The sequence below is a fragment of the Staphylococcus intermedius NCTC 11048 genome, assembly GCF_002902385.1.
Taxonomy (GTDB): domain Bacteria; phylum Bacillota; class Bacilli; order Staphylococcales; family Staphylococcaceae; genus Staphylococcus; species Staphylococcus intermedius.
This window is the reverse complement of record NZ_PPQH01000043.1, coordinates 25,961-50,859: the sequence shown is the minus strand read 5'-3', so window position 1 is coordinate 50,859 and position 24,899 is coordinate 25,961. Positions and strand designations below refer to the sequence as shown.

23 protein-coding genes and 1 other annotated feature are annotated in these 24,899 nt (G+C 39.2%); of the genes, 2 read left to right on the top strand and 21 right to left on the bottom strand.

Annotation, left to right across the window (positions count from 1 at the left end; genetic code table 11):
- Window positions 1-150 precede the first annotated feature (150 nt).
- The 3 genes from CD138_RS10295 to CD138_RS10285 all read right to left on the bottom strand — a co-directional run bounded on the left by CD138_RS10295 (window position 151) and on the right by CD138_RS10285 (window position 3,788).
- On the bottom strand, window positions 151-1,233 hold the full coding sequence (locus tag CD138_RS10295) for a branched-chain amino acid aminotransferase (protein WP_019169055.1): 1,083 nt from the start codon (window positions 1,231-1,233) through the stop codon (window positions 151-153).
- Between the two features lie 211 nt (window positions 1,234-1,444).
- Window positions 1,445-2,404 (bottom strand): L-threonine 3-dehydrogenase, encoded by a 960-nt coding sequence (locus CD138_RS10290; RefSeq protein ID WP_026066892.1) that lies wholly within the window; start codon window positions 2,402-2,404, stop codon window positions 1,445-1,447.
- 193 nt (window positions 2,405-2,597) lie between these two features.
- The gene (locus tag CD138_RS10285; RefSeq protein WP_026066893.1) at window positions 2,598-3,788 is read right to left on the bottom strand and encodes a glycine C-acetyltransferase; all 1,191 of its coding nucleotides are present in this window, start codon (window positions 3,786-3,788) and stop codon (window positions 2,598-2,600) included.
- Between the two features lie 110 nt (window positions 3,789-3,898).
- Between CD138_RS10285 and CD138_RS10280 the strand changes: the two genes are divergently transcribed.
- Together CD138_RS10280 and budA are read left to right on the top strand one after the other, a co-directional pair.
- Window positions 3,899-5,071: an amidohydrolase gene (locus tag CD138_RS10280; protein WP_019169058.1), complete on the top strand. Its 1,173-nt coding sequence runs from the start codon at window positions 3,899-3,901 to the stop codon at window positions 5,069-5,071.
- 84 nt (window positions 5,072-5,155) lie between these two features.
- On the top strand, window positions 5,156-5,860 hold the full coding sequence (gene budA / locus CD138_RS10275; RefSeq protein WP_019169059.1) for an acetolactate decarboxylase: 705 nt from the start codon (window positions 5,156-5,158) through the stop codon (window positions 5,858-5,860).
- Between the two features lie 68 nt (window positions 5,861-5,928).
- Here budA and tuf read toward each other — a convergent pair whose 3' ends face one another.
- The 18 genes from tuf to rlmB all read right to left on the bottom strand — a co-directional run bounded on the left by tuf (window position 5,929) and on the right by rlmB (window position 24,896).
- A complete protein-coding gene (tuf, locus tag CD138_RS10270) occupies window positions 5,929-7,113 on the bottom strand; it encodes an elongation factor Tu (protein WP_019169060.1) in 1,185 nt (394 codons plus the stop codon).
- Between the two features lie 181 nt (window positions 7,114-7,294).
- The gene (gene fusA / locus CD138_RS10265) at window positions 7,295-9,376 is read right to left on the bottom strand and encodes an elongation factor G (protein WP_019169061.1); all 2,082 of its coding nucleotides are present in this window, start codon (window positions 9,374-9,376) and stop codon (window positions 7,295-7,297) included.
- A gap of 142 nt (window positions 9,377-9,518) precedes the next feature.
- Window positions 9,519-9,989: a 30S ribosomal protein S7 gene (gene rpsG / locus CD138_RS10260; RefSeq protein WP_014614746.1), complete on the bottom strand. Its 471-nt coding sequence runs from the start codon at window positions 9,987-9,989 to the stop codon at window positions 9,519-9,521.
- A gap of 80 nt (window positions 9,990-10,069) precedes the next feature.
- On the bottom strand, window positions 10,070-10,483 hold the full coding sequence (rpsL, locus tag CD138_RS10255) for a 30S ribosomal protein S12 (RefSeq protein ID WP_014614747.1): 414 nt from the start codon (window positions 10,481-10,483) through the stop codon (window positions 10,070-10,072).
- A 95-nt stretch (window positions 10,484-10,578) separates the two neighbouring features.
- Complete coding sequence (locus CD138_RS10250) at window positions 10,579-10,833, bottom strand: ribosomal L7Ae/L30e/S12e/Gadd45 family protein (RefSeq protein WP_019169062.1); 255 nt, start codon at window positions 10,831-10,833, stop codon at window positions 10,579-10,581.
- Window positions 10,834-11,010: 177 nt separating this feature from the next.
- Entirely contained in the window at window positions 11,011-14,631 is a 3,621-nt protein-coding gene (gene rpoC, locus CD138_RS10245; protein ID WP_019169063.1) for a DNA-directed RNA polymerase subunit beta', read from the bottom strand.
- A 238-nt stretch (window positions 14,632-14,869) separates the two neighbouring features.
- Window positions 14,870-18,421 (bottom strand): DNA-directed RNA polymerase subunit beta, encoded by a 3,552-nt coding sequence (rpoB, locus tag CD138_RS10240; RefSeq protein WP_019169064.1) that lies wholly within the window; start codon window positions 18,419-18,421, stop codon window positions 14,870-14,872.
- A gap of 212 nt (window positions 18,422-18,633) precedes the next feature.
- Window positions 18,634-19,242, bottom strand: coding sequence for a class I SAM-dependent methyltransferase (locus tag CD138_RS10235; RefSeq protein WP_019169065.1), 609 nt, complete (start codon window positions 19,240-19,242; stop codon window positions 18,634-18,636).
- 78 nt (window positions 19,243-19,320) lie between these two features.
- Complete coding sequence (rplL, locus tag CD138_RS10230; protein ID WP_019169066.1) at window positions 19,321-19,686, bottom strand: 50S ribosomal protein L7/L12; 366 nt, start codon at window positions 19,684-19,686, stop codon at window positions 19,321-19,323.
- A 39-nt stretch (window positions 19,687-19,725) separates the two neighbouring features.
- Complete coding sequence (gene rplJ, locus CD138_RS10225; RefSeq protein WP_019169067.1) at window positions 19,726-20,226, bottom strand: 50S ribosomal protein L10; 501 nt, start codon at window positions 20,224-20,226, stop codon at window positions 19,726-19,728.
- Window positions 20,227-20,275: 49 nt separating this feature from the next.
- Window positions 20,276-20,418 (bottom strand) — a sequence feature (ribosomal protein L10 leader region).
- 98 nt (window positions 20,419-20,516) lie between these two features.
- A complete protein-coding gene (rplA, locus tag CD138_RS10220) occupies window positions 20,517-21,212 on the bottom strand; it encodes a 50S ribosomal protein L1 (protein WP_019169068.1) in 696 nt (231 codons plus the stop codon).
- 191 nt (window positions 21,213-21,403) lie between these two features.
- Window positions 21,404-21,826 carry a 50S ribosomal protein L11 gene (rplK, locus tag CD138_RS10215; RefSeq protein ID WP_014614755.1) on the bottom strand — a complete coding sequence of 141 codons (423 nt, stop codon included), beginning with the start codon at window positions 21,824-21,826 and terminating at the stop codon, window positions 21,404-21,406.
- Window positions 21,827-21,990: 164 nt separating this feature from the next.
- A complete protein-coding gene (gene nusG / locus CD138_RS10210; RefSeq protein WP_019169069.1) occupies window positions 21,991-22,539 on the bottom strand; it encodes a transcription termination/antitermination protein NusG in 549 nt (182 codons plus the stop codon).
- A gap of 18 nt (window positions 22,540-22,557) precedes the next feature.
- The gene (gene secE / locus CD138_RS10205; RefSeq protein WP_019169070.1) at window positions 22,558-22,737 is read right to left on the bottom strand and encodes a preprotein translocase subunit SecE; all 180 of its coding nucleotides are present in this window, start codon (window positions 22,735-22,737) and stop codon (window positions 22,558-22,560) included.
- Between the two features lie 17 nt (window positions 22,738-22,754).
- On the bottom strand, window positions 22,755-22,898 hold the full coding sequence (rpmG, locus tag CD138_RS10200; RefSeq protein ID WP_019166678.1) for a 50S ribosomal protein L33: 144 nt from the start codon (window positions 22,896-22,898) through the stop codon (window positions 22,755-22,757).
- Window positions 22,899-22,969: 71 nt separating this feature from the next.
- Window positions 22,970-23,542 carry a sigma-70 family RNA polymerase sigma factor gene (locus tag CD138_RS10195; protein WP_019169072.1) on the bottom strand — a complete coding sequence of 191 codons (573 nt, stop codon included), beginning with the start codon at window positions 23,540-23,542 and terminating at the stop codon, window positions 22,970-22,972.
- Window positions 23,543-23,618: 76 nt separating this feature from the next.
- Entirely contained in the window at window positions 23,619-24,143 is a 525-nt protein-coding gene (locus tag CD138_RS10190; RefSeq protein WP_026066894.1) for an NYN domain-containing protein, read from the bottom strand.
- Window positions 24,144-24,146: 3 nt separating this feature from the next.
- On the bottom strand, window positions 24,147-24,896 hold the full coding sequence (gene rlmB / locus CD138_RS10185) for a 23S rRNA (guanosine(2251)-2'-O)-methyltransferase RlmB (protein ID WP_019169074.1): 750 nt from the start codon (window positions 24,894-24,896) through the stop codon (window positions 24,147-24,149).
- Between the last annotated feature and the right edge of the window lie 3 nt (window positions 24,897-24,899).

The following is a 24,899-nucleotide window of genomic DNA, read 5'->3' as shown; positions in this document are numbered from 1 at the left end:
TCTCTAGTATTTTATCACGTTTAGTCAAATAAGTACCATCATCCTAGCGTCACCTATATACCATTTCATTAATAGTATATAAAATAATTTCAAAAATAAATTTAAAAACTAGAAACCCTTTCAATCAGGATTTCTAGCTTTTGATTTTCATTATCTATCATAACGAGGAACAACCACGCGCCAACCGTGTGGATCTTCCAATTTGCCACTTTGAATGCCTGTGTAATGGTCATACAATTTTTGCGTCACTGGACCTGTTTCATTGTTGTTAATCACAATTTCTTCGTCTCTATACTGTAATGTACCTACTGGTGAGATAACAGCCGCTGTCCCTGTACCAAACACTTCTGTAAGTGCACCACTTTGATGTAATTCATACAATTCTTCAATAGAGATACGACGCTCTTCTGTTTCATAACCTAGTGATTCGGCTAATTCTAAAACAGTTTTACGTGTAATACCTGGTAAAATACTACCATTTAATGATGGCGTCACCACTTTACCGTCAATAACGAAGAAGATGTTCATGCTCCCTACTTCTTCAACGTATTTTTGTTCAACACCATCTAACCATAACACTTGGTCAAAGCCGAGTTGGTTCGCATTGGCTTGTGCGAGTAAGCTTGCCGCATAGTTTCCAGCTACTTTGGCGAAACCAACACCACCACGTACCGCACGTACATACTCATCTTCTACGTAAATTTTCGTTGTACGTAATGAGTCTCCACCATAATAAGAACCTGATGGCGATAAGATGATTAATAGGCGATACTCATGAGAAGGATGGACACCTAATACACCTTGTGTCGCGAAAACAGTTGGGCGGATATATAATGATTGACCTTCACCATCTGGCACCCACTCACGATCGACATCAACTAATTGCTTTAATCCTTCTAATAATAACGCCTCATCAATTTGTGGCATCTTTAATCGCTCTAATGATTGATTAATACGTTTGAAGTTTTCCTCAGGTCTAAATAAGACAACCTCACCATCATGTTTATAAGCTTTTAACCCTTCAAAAACAGCTTGTCCATAATGGATACTTTGTGCAGCTGGAGATAGTTCAATTGGACCATAAGGAATAATCTTTAAATCGTGCCATCCTTGATCTAATGAATATTCAAAACTCAACATGTAATCGGTAAAGATTTCTCCAAAAGTGAGTTGACTAAAATCAGGTTTCTCCTTTAGTTCCGGGCTCACTTTTAACTCGATGTTTTCTGACATGATTATTCCTCCAATATGTAAAATTTAATATTAACCATTATAGCAATGACCGACCTATAATTCAATGAGTATTCCGAAAATTAAAATAATTGACTTTTCTTTTTTACATATGCATGATCAATTGCATTTACACAAGAGAGCGATACCACAAAAAATAGTGCGAAATGGTGACACGGTAACATGTCTTCATCTCGCACTACTTTTTTATAATTTATGCTTTATGACTTTCTTTTTCACGGATACCTTCAAGCATACGTACTGTCATTTTTTCTAAGTCATACTGTGGATTAAAGCCCCATTCACCACGTGCACAACTTGTATCAATGCTATCCGGCCAACTTTCCGCAATATCTTGACGAACTGGATCGACATCATACGTTAATTCAAAATCTGGAATATGTGCTTGAATCGCTTCTTTAATCATTTCAGGTTCAAGGCTCATCGCACTCAAATTATAAGCATTACGATGGATAAGCTTACCACCGTCTGCTTCCATTAATTGAATAATCGCGTCAATCGCATCGTCCATAAACATCATATCCATATATGTGTCTTTTTGAATATAGCTTGTATATTTGCCCTCTCTCACTGCTTGGAAATAAATGTCTACCGCATAATCTGTTGTGCCACCACCCGGTTCTTTAATATATGAAATGAGCCCTGGGAAGCGCACACTACGCGTATCTACGCCAAACTTCGTGAAGTAATAGTCACATAGCAATTCACCTGATACTTTGTTGACGCCGTACATTGTATTCGGACGTTGAATCGTCACTTGTGCTGTGTTTTTCTTAGGTGTGTCTGGCCCAAACGCACCGATAGAACTTGGCGTGAAAAATTGTAAGTTGTACTCACGTGCTGCTTCTAACGCGTTCACTAAACCACCCATGTTCAAGTTCCACGCGAGTAACGGATTTTGTTCACATGTCGCTGATAACAATGCCGCCATGTGCATCAATGTATCAGGCTTAAATGATTCTACTAATTGCACCATTTTGTCAGCATCTGTGACGTCGAGAATTTCAAATGGTCCCGCTGCCACAACGGAATCCGCTTCTGGTTCACGAATATCTGTGGCTAACACATTTTCATTACCATAAATTTCGCGACATTTTGCAACCAATTCCGTTCCAATTTGTCCTAAAGCACCGGTTATCATAATTCTTTTCATTATCTTCCATCTCCAATCTGTTTCTCTCACACGGACATATGTACTCTATGTACAGTCATTTCATATCATATACACTCAGATTATATCACTCAAGCGCTTTCTTGTACATGTATAGCATACACTAAAATACAGTAGACATAGCAAAAAATGAAAAAAGCAGCACACCCTAAGATGCACTGCCCGACTACATATGCTATTCAATAATACCGAGTTCTTTACCGACACGCGCATACACTTCTAATGCTTGATCTAACATTTCTGTTGTATGTGCAGCAGTTGGCATGTTACGTACACGACCTGTACCACGTGGAACAGTTGGGAACACAATCGATTTCACGTAAATGCCCTCTTCCATGAGACGTTTACTGAATTGTTGTGTTTTCTTTTCATCACCAATAATGACAGGTGTAATCGGTGTTTCAGATTGACCTGTATCAAAGCCTAAACGTGACAAGCCTTCTTTTAAATAATTTGCATTTTCCCATAAACGATCATGCAATTCTGTTGATGCCATTAATTTCTTCACGGCTTCAGTAATCGCCTTCGTATCTCCAGGCGCTAATGACGTTGAGAATAAGAATGGACGTGATTGCGCTTTTAACCAATCAATCAATTTTTGTGAACCGGCAACATAACCACCGACGACACCAATCGCTTTTGATAATGTACCGATTTGGAAGTCAACTTTATCTTGTAAGCCAAAGTGTTTCACCGTACCAGCACCTTTACCCATCACACCTGAACCGTGTGCATCGTCCACATACACCATAATGCCATATTGTTCACAAATTTCGACGATTTCAGGTAATTTGGCAACGTCCCCGTCCATACTGAAGACACCGTCAGTAATGTACATTACTTTATTGTATTGTCCTGACTCTACAGCTTCTTTTGCTTTTTGACGCAAATCATCCATATCTGAATGGTTCACACGAATAATTTTCGCTTTGGATAAACGACACCCATCAATAATTGACGCATGGTTGAGTTCATCAGATAAGATCGCATCATTTTTATTCATCACAGCTGAAATAGCTGCCATGTTACAGTTAAAGCCTGATTGATACGCCACTGCAGCTTCTGTCCCTTTGAACTCAGCTAACGTCTTTTCTAACTCATCATGTAAGTCTAATGTTCCGTTGATTGAACGTACCGCACCAGCACCGACACCATGTGTATCAATCGCATTTTTTGCTGCAGTTTTTAAATCTTCATTTGTCGCTAAACCTAAATAGTTGTTTGAAGATAAATTGATATATTTCTTGCCATTGATTTGAATTTCTGGCCCATTCGCACCTTCAACTGTATCAATTTCGTTATACAGCCCATTTTCTTTTAAATGGTTCAAATTTTCATCTAGAAAGTCGTTTAATTGTTGTACCACCTGAATTTCCCCTTTCACATTTTAAATCCTCTTAATCATAACGCATTTTGAACAAACTTAAAAGCGGGTGTATAATAAATGCCATAACCGTATTTAAGGAGAGAGTAATCGTGACGGATTGGTTCCAATTGGCATATGACAAAGAACAGGAAATGGTTCAAACACGGCGTTATTTGCATCAACATCCTGAATTGTCATTTCAAGAAACAAAAACACATGCTTATATTCTACAACGACTGCAACAATTAAATTTTGAAATTGATGAAAAAGTCGGTCGCAACGGTATCATTGCACGAATAACAGGAGATGAATCAGGTCCAACGATTGCATTACGTGCGGATTTTGATGCACTCCCAATTGAAGATTTAAAAGAAGTGCCTTATCGTTCTCAAGTTCCTGGTGTGATGCATGCGTGTGGTCATGACGGCCATACAACCATTTTATTGACTGTCGCTGAATTACTTCACGCGCATCAGTCTCAGTTAAAAGGAACAGTCGTTTTAATATTCCAATATGGTGAAGAAGTGATGCCTGGTGGTGCACAAGAAATGATTGCGGACAACGCCTTAATGGGTGTCGACAAAATATACGGTAATCATTTATGGAGTGGTTATCCAACTGGGACGATTCACACACGACCAGGTCCGATGATGGCACAACCCGATGAATTTAACATTATCATTCACGGTAAAGGCGGCCATGGTGCTAAGCCACACGAAACGATTGATCCGATTGTCATCCTTGCAGAGTTTATTTTAAGCGCACAAAAAATCGTTTCTCGCACGTTAGACCCTGTGAAACAAGCCGTCATTTCATTCGGTAAAATTGAAGCCGGTGAAGCAGATAACGTCATCCCTGATACAGCGTCATGTCGTGGGACTGTGCGTACATTTGAAACAGAGGTCCAGGCTCATATTTATCACAAGATGGATCTGTTACTCCAAGGACTTGCGCTCGCCAACGACATCACTTATACGTTTGACTACATTAAAGGCTATTTACCTGTCTATAACCATGAAGCATCAGCAAATGTCGTTAAAAATGCGGCCCATGCATTAAACTTCCGATATCAAGAGTCTGATTTAATGATGGTAGGTGAAGACTTTTCGTTTTATTTAAAATCTAGACCTGGCGCATTTTTCTTAACTGGCTGTGGTAACGCGCAAAAAGGAACAGACTGGCCACACCATAGCCCACATTTTGATATTGACGAAGATGCAATGAAATATGCCGTGAGCACTTTTATGAAGATTTTAGAACTTGAAGGCATATTCAAAGATTAACTTAACAATCACATCGCAGTTTCTTTTCATAGTTGCTGCGATGTTTTTTTCTCTAAATCAATTCACAATGAAAGGAATGTTACGATGAGAGATACACTTTATCAACATGGTACACTTGGCACACTTATGGCAGGCTTATTAGAAGGTACTACAACGATTCAAAATATACTCGATCACGGGGATTCAGGATTAGGTACGCTAGAAGGCTCAGATGGTGAAGTGATTTTTATAGACGGTCAAGCATTTCACGCCAATGCACAAAACGAATTTACACAACTCACTGGAGAAGAACTCACCCCTTTTGCGACCATTACACATTTTCAAGCACATCATACGTTTCATGCGACCCATCAATCCGCACAACACGTATTAGATACTGTACGGTCGCATATGTGCAGTCAAAATGCATTTTCAGCCGTTAAAATTACTGGATCATTTCAACACATGCACGTCCGAATGATGCCTGGGCAAACACCGCCATACCGTCGCTTAATTGAGTCAGCGCAGCAACAACCCGAATATACACGCACTAACATTTCAGGTACATTGATTGGCTTTTACACACCCGAACTGTTTCATGGTATTGGTGCAGGTGGTTTTCATATACACTTTGTCGATGATGCACGGACATTCGGTGGTCATGTGTTAGACTTTCATATTGAAGAGGCTGATGTGGAAATTCAAGATTTTGAGACGTTAGCGCAACACTTTCCAATAGATCATCGTTCGTTTACAGAGGCACATATTGATTATGAAAACATCAGTGAGGATATTAAAGAAGCTGAGTAACGTTTTAAAGCAAACAAAAAGAGTTGGCCGAGGCCAACTCTTTTTTATCTTTGATTAAAGATAGATTATTATTCGATGTTAGTAACAACGCCTGATCCTACAGTACGTCCACCTTCACGAATTGAGAAACGTGTACCGTCTTCGATAGCGATTGGAGAAATTAATTCAACTTCCATTTCAACGTTATCGCCAGGCATTACCATTTCAGTACCTTCTGGTAAGTTTACAACACCAGTTACGTCAGTAGTACGGAAATAGAATTGTGGGCGGTAGTTAGAGAAGAATGGTGTATGACGTCCACCTTCGTCTTTTGATAATACGTAAACTTCCGCTTTAAATTTTGTGTGTGGTGTGATTGAACCAGGAGCTGCTAATACTTGACCACGGTTGATGTCTTCACGTGCAACACCACGTAATAAAGCACCAATGTTGTCACCAGCTTCAGCGTAGTCTAATAACTTACGGAACATTTCTACACCAGTAACAGTTGTTTTAGAAGATTCTTCAGTTAAACCGATGATTTCAACTTCGTCACCAACTTTGATTTGACCACGTTCAACACGGCCAGTAGCAACTGTACCACGACCTGTGATTGAGAATACGTCCTCAACAGGCATCATGAATGGTTTGTCTGAGTCACGGTCTGGAGTTGGGATGTAAGTGTCTACAGCTTCCATTAATTCTAAGATTTTTTCTTCGTATTTAGCATCGCCTTCTAAAGCTTTTAATGCTGAACCAGCGATTACAGGTACGTCATCACCTGGGAAGTCGTATTCAGATAATAAGTCACGTACTTCCATTTCTACTAATTCTAATAATTCTTCGTCGTCTACCATGTCAACTTTGTTTAAGAATACAACTAATGCTGGTACACCAACGTTACGTGATAAAAGAATGTGCTCACGAGTTTGTGGCATTGGACCGTCAGCAGCAGATACTACTAAGATACCACCGTCCATTTGAGCAGCACCAGTGATCATGTTTTTAACATAGTCAGCGTGACCTGGGCAGTCAACGTGTGCATAGTGACGTTTGTCAGTTTGGTACTCGATGTGTGAAGTATTGATTGTGATACCACGTTCTTTTTCTTCTGGAGCGTTGTCAATCATGTCGTATGATTGTGCAACTGAGTCACCATGTTTTGCTAATACAGTTGCGATAGCAGCTGTTAAAGTAGTTTTACCATGGTCAACGTGACCGATAGTACCAATATTGGCATGTTCTTTTGAGCGATCGAATTTTTCTTTTGCCATTATGAAATCTCTCCTCTTTGATTAAGAATTATAATTTTAATATCTCTCATGAAAGTTACTCACCAACATGAGATAGATAATGTTATTTCCTTTATAAATCATTTCTTGAAAAAAATCAATTTAAAAACCAGTCGCTATTTGAGTTACCTTCAAGGGCGACACGTCAAACTTAGATGAGGAATTATTCACCTTTGTTCTTTTTAATGATTTCTTCAGAAATTGATTTAGGTACTTCTGCATAGTGATCGAAGTACATTGTGTAAGTACCGCGACCTTGCGTGTTAGAACGTAATGAAGTTGCGTAACCGAACATTTCTGAAAGTGGTACATAAGCATTAACAACTTGTGCGTTACCACGTGGTTCCATACCATCTACACGTCCACGACGCGCAGTAACGTCACCCATGATGTCACCCATGTATTCTTCAGGCATTTCGATAGTTACTTTCATCATCGGTTCTAAGATAACTGGATCACATTTTTTAGCAGCTTCTTTAAGTGCTAATGATGCAGCAATTTTGAAGGCCATTTCAGATGAATCGACATCATGGTATGAGCCATCAAATAATTTAGCTTTAACATCAATTAATGGATAACCAGCTAATACACCATTTTCCATAGCGTCTTTAAGACCTTGTTCAACTGATGGGATGTATTCACGAGGAACAACACCACCAACGATAGCGTTTTCGAATTCGAAACCTGCGCCTGTTTCGTTTGGTGTGAATTCAATGTGAACATCACCATATTGACCACGACCACCAGATTGACGAGAGAATTTACCTTGAACGGCTGCAGAAGTCTTGAATGTTTCACGGTAAGATACCATTGGTGCACCCACGTTTGCTTCTACATTAAATTCTTTCTTCATACGGTCAACAATGATGTCAAGGTGAAGCTCACCCATACCACCAATGATAACTTGACCTGTTTCTTCATCTGTGTGCGCTTTGAATGTAGGGTCTTCTTCTTGAAGTTTTACAAGCGCTTGTGTCATTTTATCTTGGTCAGCTTTTGATTTAGGTTCAACTGATAAGTGAATTACTGGCTCTGGGAATTCCATTGACTCAAGGATGATGTCATTTTTCTCTCCACAAAGTGTATCACCTGTACCAGTATCTTTAAGACCTACAGCTGCTGCGATATCACCAGAATATACGCTGCTGATTTCTTCACGTGAGTTTGCGTGCATTTGTAAAATACGACCTACACGTTCACGTTTACCTTTAGTTGAGTTTTTAACGTATGAACCTGAAGTTAAAGTACCAGAGTAAACACGGAAGAAAGTTAATTTACCAACATAAGGGTCAGTCATAACTTTAAATGCTAATGCAGCAAATTCTGCATCGTCATCCGCTTTAGCAATCACTTCTTCATCAGGGTTATCCGCACGATGACCAACGATTGGTTTAACGTCTAAAGGTGATGGAAGGTAGTCAATTACTGCGTCTAACATTAATTGAACACCTTTGTTTTTGAATGCTGTACCACAAAGTACTGGGTAGAACTCAACATCTGTTGTAGCTTGACGGATAGCGTCTTTAAGCTCATCAACAGTGATTTCTTGTTCGTCAAAGATTTTTTCCATTAAGCTTTCATTTGTTTCAGCAACAGCTTCAATCAATGCTTCACGTGCTTCTTCAGCGCGCTCACGATAATCTTCAGGAATTTCAACTTCTTCAATTTCAGTTCCTAAGTCATTATTGTATTTGAAACATTTCATTGTTACTAAGTCGATGATAGCTGAGAATTCATCTTCAGCACCGATTGGTAATTGAATTGGTGCAGCATTTGCTTGTAAACGATCATGTAAAGTGCTTACAGCGTAATCGAAGTTAGCACCGATTTTGTCCATTTTGTTTACAAATACGATACGAGGTACACCGTAAGTTGTTGCTTGGCGCCAAACTGTTTCAGTTTGAGGTTCTACACCTGATTGCGCATCAAGAACTGTTACCGCACCATCAAGTACACGTAATGAACGTTCAACTTCAACAGTGAAGTCTACGTGTCCAGGTGTATCGATGATGTTTACACGGTGATTTTTCCATTCAGCAGTTGTTGCCGCTGAAGTGATCGTAATACCACGGTCTTGCTCTTGTTCCATCCAGTCCATTTGTGAAGCACCTTCATGTGTTTCACCAATTTTGTGGATACGTCCAGTGTAATAAAGAATACGTTCAGTCGTCGTCGTTTTACCAGCATCGATGTGTGCCATGATACCGATATTACGAGTGTTCTTTAAAGAAAAATCTCTTCCCATGGGTATTCTTTCTCCTTCCAGAATATAGGATTATATGGTTAGATATAGCTTTACCCTAAGCATGTATAGAACTGTTCAATCAACGGCTTAAAAGCAAGTTGATGGCACTATACAGAAATTGCTCAGGGAATTCGCAAATATCTTACCAGCGGTAGTGAGCGAATGCTTTGTTCGCTTCAGCCATTTTGTGAGTGTCCTCACGTTTCTTAACTGCACCACCAGTGTTGTTAGCTGCGTCTAAGATTTCGTTAGCTAAACGCTCTTCCATAGTTTTTTCACCACGAAGACGCGCATAGTTTACTAACCAACGTAAACCTAAAGTAGTACGACGCTCTGGACGAACTTCTACAGGTACTTGGTAGTTTGAACCACCTACACGGCGAGCTTTAACTTCAAGTACTGGCATAATATTGTTGATTGCTTCATCGAAAACTTCCATTGCATCACGACCAGAACGTTCTTGAACTAAGTCGAATGCTGAGTAAAGAATACGTTGAGCAGTTCCACGTTTACCATCTAACATAATCTTGTTGATTAATTTTGTTACTAACTTAGAGTTGTGAATTGGATCTGGTAACACATCTCTTTTAGGTACTGATCCTTTACGAGGCATAATACAAGTCCTCCCTTCCTATTATAGTCTATTTGTTTTCTTTCATCATGATTAAATATGATTTTTACAATCTTTTAATCTTATTTTTTAGGTTTTTTAGTACCGTATAATGAACGGCTTTGCATACGACCGTCAACACCTGACGTATCTAATGCACCACGAACGATATGGTAACGCACACCAGGTAAGTCTTTTACACGTCCACCACGTACAAGTACAACACTGTGTTCTTGTAAGTTGTGTCCGATACCAGGGATGTATGCGTTGATTTCAATGTTGTTTGATAAACGCACACGTGCATATTTACGTAACGCTGAGTTTGGTTTTTTAGGAGTCATTGTACCCACACGTGTACATACGCCACGTTTTTGTGGAGAATTCAATTTAGTGAATTGTTTCTTTTGACTGTTAAAACCTCTATTTAAAGCTGGTGAATCAGATTTCTTAGTTTTGCTTTGTCTTGGTTTACGTACTAATTGGTTAATAGTAGGCATTCAAGTTTCCTCCTCTCTTCAATTCTTAATCCCACACATCCAGGTGGTTCATTTTTTGGTTAAATAAAATTTAGTAAGTAAAGTACTTACTAATCTCACTTGAGCAAAGCAACGACTGTTGCCTTTACATTTATACCAACATATTCTCCAAGTGCTTGTTGACTTGAAAAGAATTCGATAGGTATCATATTTTGATTGGCAAAGCTTAACACGCGAGCGAGCAAATGCACATTCACATCTTCGCCTATAATCAATTTGTTTACGCGTTGATCACGAAGCGCTTTTAACGTCTCCTTCAGACCAACCACGTAGGCTTGTTTGTCAAAGCGTGTGACTTTTTCATTAGACATTTACATATCCTCCAAAGTACTGCTTGCATCAACCTTTACTATATTATCATCTTAGCAAATCGTTCGTCAACAGTTATTCGAAAATATTCTGTGATTTTGTTCAATATTTTCACAGTCAGTTCGAACAAGAAGTCACCGATAACGATGACTTCTGTTCAACTCACTGGAAATGAAATGTTATTCCACAGTCACTTGATTTTCAAGACCTGGCTGTGTCACTTCATCCTTTTCAATATCAACTTTACTGTAACGTTTCATACCTGTACCAGCAGGGATTAACTTACCGATAATAACGTTTTCTTTAAGACCAAGAAGGTCATCACGTTTACCTTTAATCGCTGCGTCAGTTAAGACACGTGTTGTTTCTTGGAATGATGCTGCAGATAAGAAGCTTTCTGTTTCAAGAGACGCTTTTGTAATACCGAGCAATACTGGTTTTGCAGTTGCTGGACGTTTGCGCTCTTTGAATGCTTCACGGTTAGCATCTGTGAAGTTGTGGATGTCAACAAGTGAACCTGGTAATAATTTCGTGTCACCAGCTTCAATGATACGTACTTTACGTAACATTTGACGCACCATCACTTCAACGTGTTTGTCGTCGATTTCTACACCTTGCATACGGTAAACTTTTTGTACCTCTTTAAGTAAGTACTCTTCTGTAGCTGTTAAACCAGCGATAGAAAGGAAGTTTTTCGGCTCGATTGAACCTTCCGTTAAGACTTCACCACGTGCAACAGATTGGCCGATTTCGACTTTCAGACGTGATGTACCTGATGCAAGGTAAGAACGTGTTTCATTAGCACCTTTAACAACGATTTCTTGTTGTCTATCTTTACCCACTGTGATGTTATCAATGACACCTTCAATTTCAGTGATCACTGCTTGACCTTTAGGGTTACGTGCTTCGAAAATCTCTTGGATACGCGGTAAACCTTGCGTGATATCGCTTCCGGCTACCCCACCTGTATGGAACGTACGCATTGTTAACTGTGTACCTGGTTCACCGATAGATTGTGCAGCGATAGTTCCGACTGCTTCACCGACTTCGACTTTTTCACCTGTTGCTAAGTTTTTACCGTAACATTTTTCACATACACCGTGACGTGTGTTACATGTAAATGCAGAGCGGATGTACATTTCTTCAATGCCTGCATCTGTAATTTCTTTGGCAATTTCAGGTGTAATCAATTCATCCGGACGAATGATGATTTTGTCTGTCTCTGGATGACGTACTGTTTCTTTAGAATAACGACCTTCAATACGTTCGATAAATGGTTCGATCATTTCTGTACCTTCTTTGATATCTGAAACGAGTAAGCCACGATCCGTACCACAGTCTTCTTCACGTACAATAACGTCTTGAGCAACGTCAACAAGACGACGTGTTAAGTAACCTGAATCGGCAGTCTTAAGTGCTGTATCGGCAAGACCTTTACGCGCACCGTGAGTCGAGATAAAGTACTCTAATACTGTTAAACCTTCACGGAATGATGATGTGATTGGAAGCTCGATGATTTTACCTGATGGAGCGGCCATTAAACCACGCATACCGGCAAGTTGCGTAAAGTTAGACGCGTTACCACGGGCACCAGAGTCACTCATCATGAAGATAGGGTTAGTTTTATCAAGAGACTTCATCAGTTTCGCTTGAATTCTATCTTTCGCATTTGTCCAAATTTCAATAACCGCATTGTAACGTTCTTCTTCTGTTAATAAACCACGGTTAAATTGTTTTTGTACACGTTCAACTAATTTCTCAGACTCGTCTAAAATCTCTTTTTTATCTGGTAATACAACGATGTCAGCTACACCAACTGTAATACCTGCTTTAGAAGAGTATTTGAAACCTAAGTCTTTCATTAAGTCAAGCATCATCGACGTATCTGTAATGCTGAAGCGATTGAACACTTCTGCGATAATGTTTCCTAAGAATTTTTTGTTGAATGGTGGTACGAGTTCAGTGTTTTCAAAGTACTCTGCTAAACCACCTTCTCCAAGTTCAGACGCATCAATGAAATATTTATCAGGCGTATTCTTTTCTAAGTTCGTCGCTGTCGGTTCATTAATATATGCAAATGAATCAGGAATAATTTCGTTAAAGATCACTTTACCGACAGAAGTTGTTAAGATTTTGCGATTTTGTTCTTCAGTAAATGTTGGGTTGTTAAATGATGACGCTTGAACACCAATTCGTGTATGCAAGTGAACATGTCCATTCGCATAAGCTTTAATGACTTCATTCGTATCATTGAACATCATACCCGTATTGACTGCATCTTTACGCTCTAATGTTAAATAGTAGTTACCTAAAACCATGTCCTGAGACGGTGTAACAACTGGTTTACCATCTTTAGGGTTCAAGATGTTTTGAGCAGCGAGCATTAACATACGTGCTTCAGCTTGTGCTTCTTTTGATAACGGTACGTGAACCGCCATTTGGTCACCATCAAAGTCGGCATTATAAGCTGTAGTTACAAGTGGGTGTAATCGAATCGCACGGCCTTCAACTAAAGTTGGCTCGAACGCTTGGATACCCAATCTGTGTAACGTTGGTGCACGGTTAAGTAATACTGGGTGCTCGATAATTACATCTTCTAATACGTCCCAAACTTCATCTTCTGTACGCTCAATTTTACTTTTCGCGTTTTTGATGTTTGTTGCGATTTCACGTTGTACAAGTTCTTTCATGACAAACGGTTTGAACAATTCTAATGCCATTTCTTTTGGCAGACCACATTGATACATTTTCAAGTTTGGTCCTACCGCGATAACTGAACGACCAGAATAGTCTACACGTTTACCAAGTAAGTTTTGACGGAAACGACCTTGCTTACCTTTCAACATGTGTGAAAGTGATTTAAGTGGACGGTTACCTGGACCTGTTACTGGACGACCACGACGACCATTATCGATTAATGCGTCAACAGCTTCTTGTAACATACGTTTTTCGTTTTGTACGATGATACCAGGCGCACCTAGATCTAATAAACGTTTTAAACGGTTGTTACGGTTGATAACACGACGATATAAATCGTTTAAGTCACTTGTCGCAAAACGTCCACCATCTAGTTGTACCATTGGACGGATTTCAGGTGGGATGATTGGGAGTACATCTAAAATCATCCATGCTGGGTTGTTTCCTGAGTTACGGAACGATTCCACAACTTCTAAACGTTTGATGGCACGTGTTAAACGTTGACCTGTCGCAGATTCTAACTCATCACGAAGCATTTTCAACTCTTCATCTAAGTTGATTTCTTCTAATAAGTCTTTGATCCCTTCTGCACCCATTTTGGCAGTGAATTGACCCGGGAATTTGTCATAGTAATCACGGAATTCTGCTTCTGATAGTAATGTTTTCTTTTCTAAGCCTGTTGGACCTGGATCAACGACAACGTAAGAAGCAAAGTAAATGACTTCTTCTAATGCACGTGGTGACATGTCTAATAAGAGACCCATACGGCTTGGAATCCCTTTGAAGTACCAAATGTGAGACACTGGTGCCGCTAATTCGATATGTCCCATACGTTCACGACGTACTTTTGATTTTGTTACTTCAACACCACAACGGTCACAAATCATACCTTTATAGCGTACACGTTTGTATTTCCCACAACTACATTCCCAGTCTTTTGTTGGCCCGAAAATTCTTTCACAGAAAAGACCATCTTTTTCTGGTTTTAACGTACGGTAGTTAATTGTTTCTGGCTTTTTGACCTCACCATATGACCAAGAACGAATTTTTTCAGGTGAAGCGAGTCCTATTTTCATGTAATGGAATTTATTTACATCAATCAAGGAGCCTACCTCCTTTAGTTTAAATTAACTGTGCTAGTTGATTGATTTACAATTTATCTTAAAAATGTTGCAGTATCGGATATGCATCGAAACCCAAGCCCTCTCGTTGGATTCCGATCACATTTCCGAATAGATTAATCGTACATGACATCTGTTGTATTTCAACTGTCACATTTGAACACAAACTCAAGCTTAACCAAGTGTTTCTATTCCGTTTAATCTTATCTACAATTCATCATTATTCGTTAAATTCTTTTTGTGATTCAGGAACAGTTGATGGTTGAATGTTGACTTTGCGATCTGGAATATCATCATCGTCTAAGTCACGCATTTCAATTTCGTTATCTTGTTCGTCCATCACTTTAACGTCAAGACCTAAACTTTGTAATTCTTTCATCAATACGCGGAATGATTCAGGAACACTTGGTCTTGAGATGTTTTCACCTTTAACGATAGCTTCGTAAGTTTTCACACGACCTACTGTGTCATCTGATTTGTATGTGAGGATTTCTTGTAATGTGTATGCTGCACCGTATGCTTCAAGTGCCCATACCTCCATCTCACCAAATCTTTGTCCACCAAACTGTGCTTTACCACCAAGCGGTTGTTGTGTAACAAGTGAGTAAGGTCCTGTAGAACGTGCGTGAAGCTTGTCATCAACCATGTGTGCAAGTTTCAGCATGTACATGACACCTACAGAGATACGGTTGTCGAATGGTTCACCTGTACGTCCATCGTAAAGGACAGTTTTACCATCACGTGCCATACCTGCTTCTTCAATTGTAGACCATACGTCATCATCGTTCGCACCATCGAATACTGGTGATGCAACGTGGATACCTAAGTTTTTAGCTGCCATACCTAAGTGGAGCTCTAAAACTTGTCCGATGTTCATACGAGATGGTACACCGAGTGGGTTCAACATGATGTCGATTGGACGACCGTCTGGTAAGTACGGCATGTCTTCTTCAGGAACAATTTTAGAGATGACACCTTTGTTACCGTGACGACCACACATTTTGTCCCCTACATGAATTTTACGTTTTTGAACAATGTAAACACGTACGAGTTGGTTCACACCTGGTGAAAGTGAATCATCGCCTTCTTCACGATTGAACACTTTAACATCAAGTACAATACCGCCCGCGCCGTGAGGTACACGTAATGATGTATCACGTACTTCACGTGCTTTTTCACCAAAGATTGCATGTAATAAACGTTCTTCTGCAGTTAATTCTGTTACACCTTTTGGCGTTACTTTACCCACTAAGATGTCGCCGTCTTTAACTTCCGCACCTACATAAACGATACCGCGATCATCTAAGTTTTTCAGTGCATTTTCAGATACGTTAGGAATATCACGTGTGATTTCTTCAGGTCCAAGTTTTGTGTCACGCGCTTCTGATTCGTATTCTTCAATATGAATAGACGTGTACACATCATCTTTAACCAAACGTTCACTCATGATAACGGCATCCTCATAGTTATAACCGTCCCATGTCATGAATCCAACTACAACGTTACGACCTAATGCCATTTCACCAAGTTCCATTGAAGGACCATCAGCAAGGATTTCGCCTTTTTCCACAATGTCACCTTTTGCGATGATTGGACGTTGGTTATAACATGTACCTGAGTTCGAACGTTTAAATTTCGCTAATGGATAACGATCTAACGTACCATCTACTTCTTGACCGTTTTCTTCAACTAAACGACGGACTAAAATCTCGCTAGATTGGACATGTTCAACACGACCGCGATATTTAGAAATGACAGCAGCACCTGAGTCACGTGCAGCAACGTGTTCCATACCTGTACCTACAAATGGAGATTCAGGGTTTAACAACGGTACCGCTTGACGCTGCATGTTCGCACCCATTAACGCACGGTTAGAGTCATCGTTTTCTAAGAATGGGATACACGCTGTCGCAGCTGATACAACTTGTTTCGGCGATACGTCCATGTAGTCCATTTTTTCTTTCGCCATCGTTGTGTTGTTACCACGGAAACGACATACAATCTCATCATCAATAAAGCGACCGTTTTCATCAAGACGTGAGTTCGCTTGTGCGACAACATAACTATCTTCTTCATCAGCAGTTAAGTAGTCGATTTGGTCAGTAATCGTATTTGTTTCAATATCAACTTTACGATATGGTGTTTCGATAAAACCAAATTCGTTCACACGTGCATAACTAGATAATGAGTTGATCAAACCAATGTTTGGTCCCTCAGGTGTTTCGATTGGACACATACGACCATAGTGAGAGTAGTGTACGTCACGCACTTCCATTTGAGCACGTTCACGCGTTAAACCACCAGGTCCTAATGCTGATAGACGACGTTTGTGAGTCAACTCAGCAAGTGGGTTCGCTTGGTCCATGAATTGAGATAATTGCGAGCTACCAAAGAACTCTTTAATTGATGCAATCACTGGACGAATATTAATTAATTGTTGCGGTGTGATAGAGTCTGTATCTTGAATAGACATTCTTTCACGTACCACACGTTCCATTCTTGATAAACCGATACGGAATTGGTTTTGTAACAACTCACCAACTGAACGTAGACGGCGGTTACCAAGGTGGTCAATATCGTCTGTGTAACCAATACCATGTAATAGGTTGAAGAAGTATGACATAGATGCCACAATATCAGCCGGTGTAATACATTTCACTTCTGAATCTGGGAATGCATTACCAATAACTGTTGTTGTACGTTCTTCATCATCATTCGGTACATATACTTTAATAGACTGAATTTCTACAGGCTCATCAATGATACTGTTTGGAAGTTCATAAACTTGTGCATTCGCATTTGTTTCAAGAACGTCCATAATTTCATCTAATTTACGACGATCTAAAACAGTGCCTTCTTCAGCAACAATTTCGCCTGTTTCTGTATTAACGATCGGTTCAGCTAATTTTTGATTGAATAGGCGGTGTTTTAAATGTAACTTTTTGTTTGCTTTATAACGTCCAACGCTTGCTAAATCATAACGTTTAGGGTCAAAGAAACGTGAGTATAATAAGCTTTTTGCGTTTTCTACAGTAGGTGGTTCACCTGGACGTAAACGTTCATAAATTTCAAGTAATGCTTGCTCTGTATTTTCTGTGCTATCTTTTTCTAATGTATTACGTAAATATTCATTATCCCCAATTAATTCAATAATTTCTTGGTCTGTTGAATAACCTAACGCACGTAATAATACTGTTAATGGTAACTTTCTCGTTCTATCGATACGCACATAAACGACATCTTTCGCATCTGTTTCATATTCCAACCAAGCACCACGGTTAGGAATGACTGTCGCATCATAATTCACGCATCCGTTTTTATCTAATTTTTCATTGAAGTATACAGATGGTGAACGGACTAATTGTGATACGATAACACGTTCTGCCCCGTTAATCACAAAAGTACCTGTTTCTGTCATTAATGGGAAATCACCCATAAATACTTCTTGATCTTTCACTTCGCCTGTTTCTTTAATGATTAAACGAACTTTCACACGTAATGGTGCCGCGTATGTTGCATCACGGTTTTTTGATTCTTCTAAATCATACTTTGGTTCACCTAATCTATAATCAACAAATTCTAATGAAAGATTACCCGTGAAGTCTTCAATAGGAGAAATATCACGGAACATTTCTAATAAACCTTCTTTTAAGAACCAATCATACGATTTCGTTTGAATTTCAATTAAGTTTGGTAACTCTAAAACTTCCGAAATTCTTGCGTAGTTTCTACGTTTACGATGTCTTCCATATTGGACAAATTGACCTGCCAAACAGATTCACCCCTCAAAAATTGTGCGAACACTTTTCAGCCCTCATCATGTAACAAGACAAAAAGAAAACGGTAGCACATAAAACGATGACACCATTTTCTATTCTACAAGTCTTATTTTGAAATGTTACAATGAAACTTTAACCGTAAAAGTACACACTTATTGAACATAATTATTTCATCTTACGACTATACCATAAGCAAGCATTAAAATCAAGATTTAACGCTTTTTAAAATGTGATAGCCCTTGCTATTTTTAATTGATTCGACATTGCCAAAAATCGTTTCCATTTTTTTCTTCGCGGATGGCATGCCTTGTTTCTTTTGTATCACGACGTACAATTCACCATTTGCTTCAAGAACACGATGCGCATCTACGAAAATTTGGTGAACCACTTGCTTGCCTGCACGGATTGGCGGATTCGTTACAACATATTGCTGCGTCTCGTCAGCTATTTGTGATAAGCCATCACTTTCTTTGATGGTCACATTTGATAGTTGATTGCGCTGTGCATTTTTCTCTGCTAAACCAAGTGCACGATGATTGACGTCTAACATCGTAACATGATCGTGTGGCGCCACTTTAGCGAGCATTAAGCCGATTGGTCCATAACCACACCCTACATCCACAATTGTCTTTATTTGACCTGGCGGATGGGCGTTCAAAAATGTGTGAACGAGCAAATCAGAGCCAAAGTCGACTTGATCTCGAGAAAAAACGCCTGCATCAGTAGTGAGATGGAGTTGATGTTGTTGATATGCGTATGTAATTTCCTTTTCGTCTGTTGCTGCATCAGGATGTGCATCATAGTAATGACTCATAGGTGTTGCACCTCTTTATCGTTTAATATTCAAAAACCCGCTATTGCGTAAATAGCGGGTTTTTCACTTATCAATGAATTATTTTAATTCTACTGAAGCGCCAACTTCTTCTAATTGTTCTTTAAGTTTTTCTGCTTCTTCTTTAGGCATAGCTTCTTTGATGATGCTTGGTGCACCGTCAACTAATTCTTTAGCGTCTTTTAAGCCTAAACCAGTTGCTTCTTTAACTGCTTTAACAACTTTGATTTTTGATGATCCAGCTGAAGTTAATTCAACGTCGAATTCAGTTTTTTCTGCTGCTGCGTCTCCGCCTGCTGCACCTGCTACTGCAACTGGTGCTGCTGCAGTTACACCAAATTCTTCTTCAATTGCTTTTACTAAGTCGTTTAATTCTAAAACTGACATTTCTTTAATTGCTTCAATGATTTGCTCTTGATTAGCCATGTTTATTTTCCTCCAATTGATTAATTTTTAATTGATTAATTATTCTGCGTTCTCTTCTTTGCTTTCGCCAACAGCTTTAACCGCATAAGCGAAGTTGCGCATTGGTGCTTGTAATACAGAAAGAAGCATAGATACAAGACCTTCGTGTGATGGTAATGAACCAACAGTTTTCACTTCATCAGCAGTGATGACACTACCTTCCATGATACCTGATTTGATTTCTAAAGCTTCGTGTTCTTTAGCGAATCCAGCGATAACTTTAGCTGGTGCAACCACATCTTCAGTTGTGAATGCGACTGCTGTAGGACCAGTTAAGAACTCGTCTAAGCCTTCAATACCAGCTTTCTCAGCTGCACGACGTAACATTGTGTTTTTGTACACTTTGTACTGAACATTTGCTTCACGTAATTGCTTACGTAATTCTGTTACTTCTGCTACTGTTAAACCACGGTAGTCAACAACTACTGTAGAAACAGAACTTTTAAGTTGATCAGCAATGATATCAACTTGTTGTTTTTTCGCTTCGATGATTCCAGACATTTTGACACCTCCATAGATAAGTTTTGGGTGCTTTAATAATTAAGTGTTCACTTAAATTAAAAAAACACTTTTTACCCACGGCAAAAAGTGCTTGAATGCGTTAACGTTCAAGTCCATTTTAGCCTCGGTAGGATGTTGTTTTTAAGTTCTTTCTCGAACTCCTACTGTCTTAGGTAAAATATTCAACAGAATTTAATATAAAGGTTTTCGTGTCATTCGTCAACCTTTTTTCTATTTTATGATGCACTTAATGATCAAACGAAGTGTCAATCATTAAGTGCGCATTGAATTTATAGTTTGAAAGTCGCAGTATCTACTTTGATACCAGGACCCATTGTAGTTGTTACTGCAACAGATTTGAAATAAGTACCTTTAGCAGAAGATGGTTTCGCTTTTGTTAACACATCTTGTAAAGTTTTGAAGTTTTCAACTAATTTTTCAGTTTCGAATGAAACTTTACCGATAGAAGCGTGAACGATACCTGCTTTTTCAGCACGGTATTCAACTTTACCAGCTTTGATTTCTTCAACAGCTTTTTTAACGTCCATTGTTACTGTACCAGTTTTAGGGTTTGGCATTAAACCTTTAGGTCCTAATACACGACCTAATTTACCAACTTCACCCATCATGTCTGGTGTTGCAACAACAACATCAAAGTCGAACCAACCTTGTTGGATTTTGTTTACGTATTCAGCATCGCCTACATAGTCAGCACCTGCTGCTTCTGCTTCAGCAATTTTATCACCTTTAGCGAATACTAATACACGTTGTGTTTTACCAGTTCCGTGTGGTAATACAACTGCACCACGGATTTGTTGATCGTTTTTACGTGTATCGATACCTAAACGGAATGCAACTTCTACTGATGCATCGAAGTTAGCGATAGACGTTTCTTGAGCTAAACGAATTGCTTCTTCTACAGTGTAAAGCGCTTGGCGATCAACTTTATTTAAAGCTTCTTGATACTTTTTACCTTTTTTAGCCATTTTTTGTCCTCCTTTAGTGGTTTTATCGGAATGTCCTCCCACGTTAACTTGCCTTAATAGCAAGTTGAGCGCAGATAGCCCTTTGCGTCAATACGCATAGAATGATGAAATATGTCATTAATCGTAGGCCTACCTGCGTTCGTTTTCGAAAATTTATCGTATCATTTTGTTAATTGTCAATATGTTGATAATTACTCAACAACAATACCCATACTACGTGCAGTACCTTCAACGATACGCATAGCTGCTTCTTCGTCAGCAGCGTTTAAGTCAGGCATTTTAGTGTTAGCAATTTCACGTACTTGATCTTTAGTTACAGTTGCAACTTTGTTTTTGTTTGGTTCACCAGAACCTTTTTCAATACCTGCTGCTTTTTTAAGTAAAACTGCTGCAGGTGGTGTTTTTGTAATGAATGTAAATGAACGGTCTTCATATACATAAATTTCAACCGGAATAATTAAACCCACTTGTTCTTGTGTACGTGCGTTAAATTCCTTTGTGAAAGCCATAATGTTCACACCGGCTTGACCTAATGCAGGACCAACTGGTGGTGCTGGGTTTGCTTTACCTGCTGGAATTTGTAACTTAACTACTTTTTCTACTTTTTTAGCCACGATGTGCACCTCCTTGATATCGTGATGTGGTCACAGGGCTCATTTTTGCCCTCCCACTCTTAACATTTCGTGACGAAATGTAGCGCTCTGAATGCGCGACCTCGTTATTATAACATTTGCGTTAACTTAATACAACACATTTTTTGTAACATTTTATACTGCAATTAAAGTTTTTCGATTTGATCGAATTCGACTTCTACTGGTGTCTCTCTTCCAAACATGTCTACAAGCACCGTCAATTTAAACTTATCTGCTTCAATTTCGTGGATTTCACCCACTTGGCTTGCGAACGGTCCAGATGTAATACGCACTTGTTCACCTAATTCAACTTCTACATCGATAGATTTTTCGTTCATTCCCATTTGCTTAAGGATAAAACGCATTTCATCTGGTAGTAATGGGTTCGGCTTTGAACCTGCGCCTGCAGATCCTACAAAACCTGTTACCCCCGGTGTATTTCTAACAACATACCAAGATTCATCAGTCATCACAAGTTCAACTAAGACATATCCTGGGAATGTCTTTTTCATTTGTTTTTTCGCTTTACCATCTTTAACTTGTGTTTCTTCCTCTTCTGGAATGACGACTCTAAAGATTTGCTCTGTCATATTCATTGATTCGACACGTTTTTCTAAATTCTTTTTAACTTTGTTTTCGTAACCAGAGTAGGTATGTACTGCATACCAACGTTTTGCACCTAGCTCTTCAGACATGCTGACAACTCCTCATTCCTATTTTATCATTTCAATTAACTGACCAATTCCGATATCTAAACCCCAGAAAAACAACAAGAAGAACAATACGGTCATGACTACAATGGCTGTATACTTAACAAGCTCTGGACCTGTTGGCCAACTTGTTTTTTCCATTTCAGATTTAACGCCTTGGAAAAAGCTTTCTTTTTTCGGCATAATCAATTTCCCTCCAATTATTTGGATTCTTTATGAAGTGTATGCGTATTACATTTCGCACAAAACTTTTTCAGTATTAATCGTTCTGTCACGTTCGGCGATTTCGGTACGTGATAGTTTCGATTGCCACATTTTTCGCAATTTAACGGCACTTTTTTCAACATCTCTCACCTTGCTTCTATAATACCAGTTTACTATACATAAGTTTATATTCAATTGTCAAACCACTTTCTTACGTGACAAGACTTTTCAATTTTTGGCGAATTCGGTAAAGCGCATTATAAACTTTCTTATCTGAAACATTCAATTCACGTGCAATTTCTGCAGGCCGCCATTCTGCAATGAGATAATCTAGCACATGCATTTCAAAAGAACTCAACTGTTGAAGCGTCTGTTGCAATGTATCTTGAATATAATGAAGATATTCGTGACTATGTCGTTGTTGCTCGGCTAGCTGTGTTCGATAACCGACTGCATACCCATCGACATAATTTTCAAAAATGCGTTGATGCGTCAGCTTTTTGCGTCGATAATCGAGTTTACGCCGATGAATCGTACGGTTAATGTAATGCTCGAATGGAATACCGAAATAAAATTCCTCGCTTTGTATTTTTTGATAAATTGCGATGACAACGTCTTGCACTAAATCATCACAATCTGCTTGCGCCACACTAAAATCATCAAAGCTTTTTCGTGCGATACACTCCACATAATGAACCAATTTTTCAATCGCTTCGGGTTGTTGCTGTTGCACATGTTGTATCGTTTCTGAAACAATTTCGTTTGGATTAGGGCTTTGTGCCATGAAACTTTCCCTCACCTTCGATCAATGATGTCTTATCATATCTGTCAAAGGTGTTGATCTACAACTTGCAAAAGGATTAGTCTTGAGACTCGCCACGTCTTATTTTTTCAAATTCAGAAAGCAACTCTTCTGACAGTTGAATACGTGTACGTGGCTTCATTTCACCAAATTCATCCATTGATTTGGTCACACTGTCTTTATTCTCTTTTAAATGGCGCCACATTTCACGTGAGGATAAACGGTAAGCACCTGTACCAAAAATAGCATGTTGCTCACTCATATCACTCGTCACTACTGTAATATGGGTCGTATGTTTATTATAAATATTATAGACATAGCGCTCGATAAAACTATCTGCTGTTTCGTGCTCTTTGGTAAATACGACATGTACCCCATGATACTCATACTCAGATTGCGGGGTGCCACGATCATAAGCATCAAACACACAGACAATTTTACCTTTTGTCACTGCACTATAGTTGGAAATTTCGATAAGCAATTGTTCTCTCGCTTCTTCTAGACTTTCTCTAGCGACACGACTCAATGTTTGGGACTGACCAATCATGTTATATCCATCTATGATTACGTAATAGTCCTTCATCATTTATTTGTCACCGCCGATAGGATGACGCTGACGAAATACTTCATACATCATCAAACTCGCTGCGACCGACGCATTTAAACTGTTCACATGACCGACCATAGGAATTTTAATATAAAAGTCGCATTTCTCTTTCACAACCCGACTCATCCCTTGGCCCTCACTGCCGATAACAATGGCTAACGGCATATCCGCTTGCATTTGGCGGTAGTCTGTCGCATTGCTCGCTTCTGCACCTGCAATCCAATAACCTTTATCTTTCAACACATCCATCGTTTGTGACAAGTTCGTCACGCGAATCACAGGCACATGCTGAATCGCACCTGTTGAAGCTTTCGCCACTGTTTGCGTCAAACTGACCGAACGACGCTTAGGAATAATAATCCCATCCACGCCTGTCGCATCAGCTGTTCTTAAAATTGAACCTAAGTTGTGTGGATCTTCTAAACCATCTAAAATCAGCACGGTTGACAAGCTTTCTTTTTGCGCTTGTTCTGTTAAAAATTGATTCAAATCTGCATATTCATATGGTGCAACGAATGCCGCAACACCTTGATGAGGTGCATTCGCAAGTTGATCTAATTTTGATTTTGGGACCGTTTGGACCACGAGTTTTGATGATTTCGCAGCTTTTAAAATTTCTTCAATTTGCTGCTTCTTAATCCCTTCTTGAATTAAGATTTTATTAATCGTATGCCCAGACACGACTGCTTCTCTCACTGCATGACGCCCCACAATAATTTCCGAGTCCATGGA

Coding starts and splice junctions, on each gene's coding strand:
- rlmB (WP_019169074.1), bottom strand. CDS start 24,896: ATGGACTCGGAAATTATTGTGGGGCGTCATGCAGTGAGAGAAGCAGTC.
- rplJ (WP_019169067.1), bottom strand. CDS start 20,226: ATGTCTGGAATCATCGAAGCGAAAAAACAACAAGTTGATATCATTGCT.
- CD138_RS10250 (WP_019169062.1), bottom strand. CDS start 10,833: ATGTCTAATGAAAAAGTCACACGCTTTGACAAACAAGCCTACGTGGTT.
- fusA (WP_019169061.1), bottom strand. CDS start 9,376: ATGGGAAGAGATTTTTCTTTAAAGAACACTCGTAATATCGGTATCATG.
- CD138_RS10295 (WP_019169055.1), bottom strand. CDS start 1,233: ATGTCAGAAAACATCGAGTTAAAAGTGAGCCCGGAACTAAAGGAGAAA.
- CD138_RS10190 (WP_026066894.1), bottom strand. CDS start 24,143: ATGAAGGACTATTACGTAATCATAGATGGATATAACATGATTGGTCAG.
- nusG (WP_019169069.1), bottom strand. CDS start 22,539: ATGTCTGAAGAGCTAGGTGCAAAACGTTGGTATGCAGTACATACCTAC.
- CD138_RS10195 (WP_019169072.1), bottom strand. CDS start 23,542: ATGGCACAAAGCCCTAATCCAAACGAAATTGTTTCAGAAACGATACAA.
- tuf (WP_019169060.1), bottom strand. CDS start 7,113: ATGGCAAAAGAAAAATTCGATCGCTCAAAAGAACATGCCAATATTGGT.
- CD138_RS10290 (WP_026066892.1), bottom strand. CDS start 2,404: ATGAAAAGAATTATGATAACCGGTGCTTTAGGACAAATTGGAACGGAA.
- budA (WP_019169059.1), top strand. CDS start 5,156: ATGAGAGATACACTTTATCAACATGGTACACTTGGCACACTTATGGCA.
- rplA (WP_019169068.1), bottom strand. CDS start 21,212: ATGGCTAAAAAAGGTAAAAAGTATCAAGAAGCTTTAAATAAAGTTGAT.
- rplL (WP_019169066.1), bottom strand. CDS start 19,686: ATGGCTAATCAAGAGCAAATCATTGAAGCAATTAAAGAAATGTCAGTT.
- rpsL (WP_014614747.1), bottom strand. CDS start 10,483: ATGCCTACTATTAACCAATTAGTACGTAAACCAAGACAAAGCAAAACT.
- rpsG (WP_014614746.1), bottom strand. CDS start 9,989: ATGCCTCGTAAAGGATCAGTACCTAAAAGAGATGTGTTACCAGATCCA.
- CD138_RS10235 (WP_019169065.1), bottom strand. CDS start 19,242: ATGAGTCATTACTATGATGCACATCCTGATGCAGCAACAGACGAAAAG.
- secE (WP_019169070.1), bottom strand. CDS start 22,737: ATGCCGAAAAAAGAAAGCTTTTTCCAAGGCGTTAAATCTGAAATGGAA.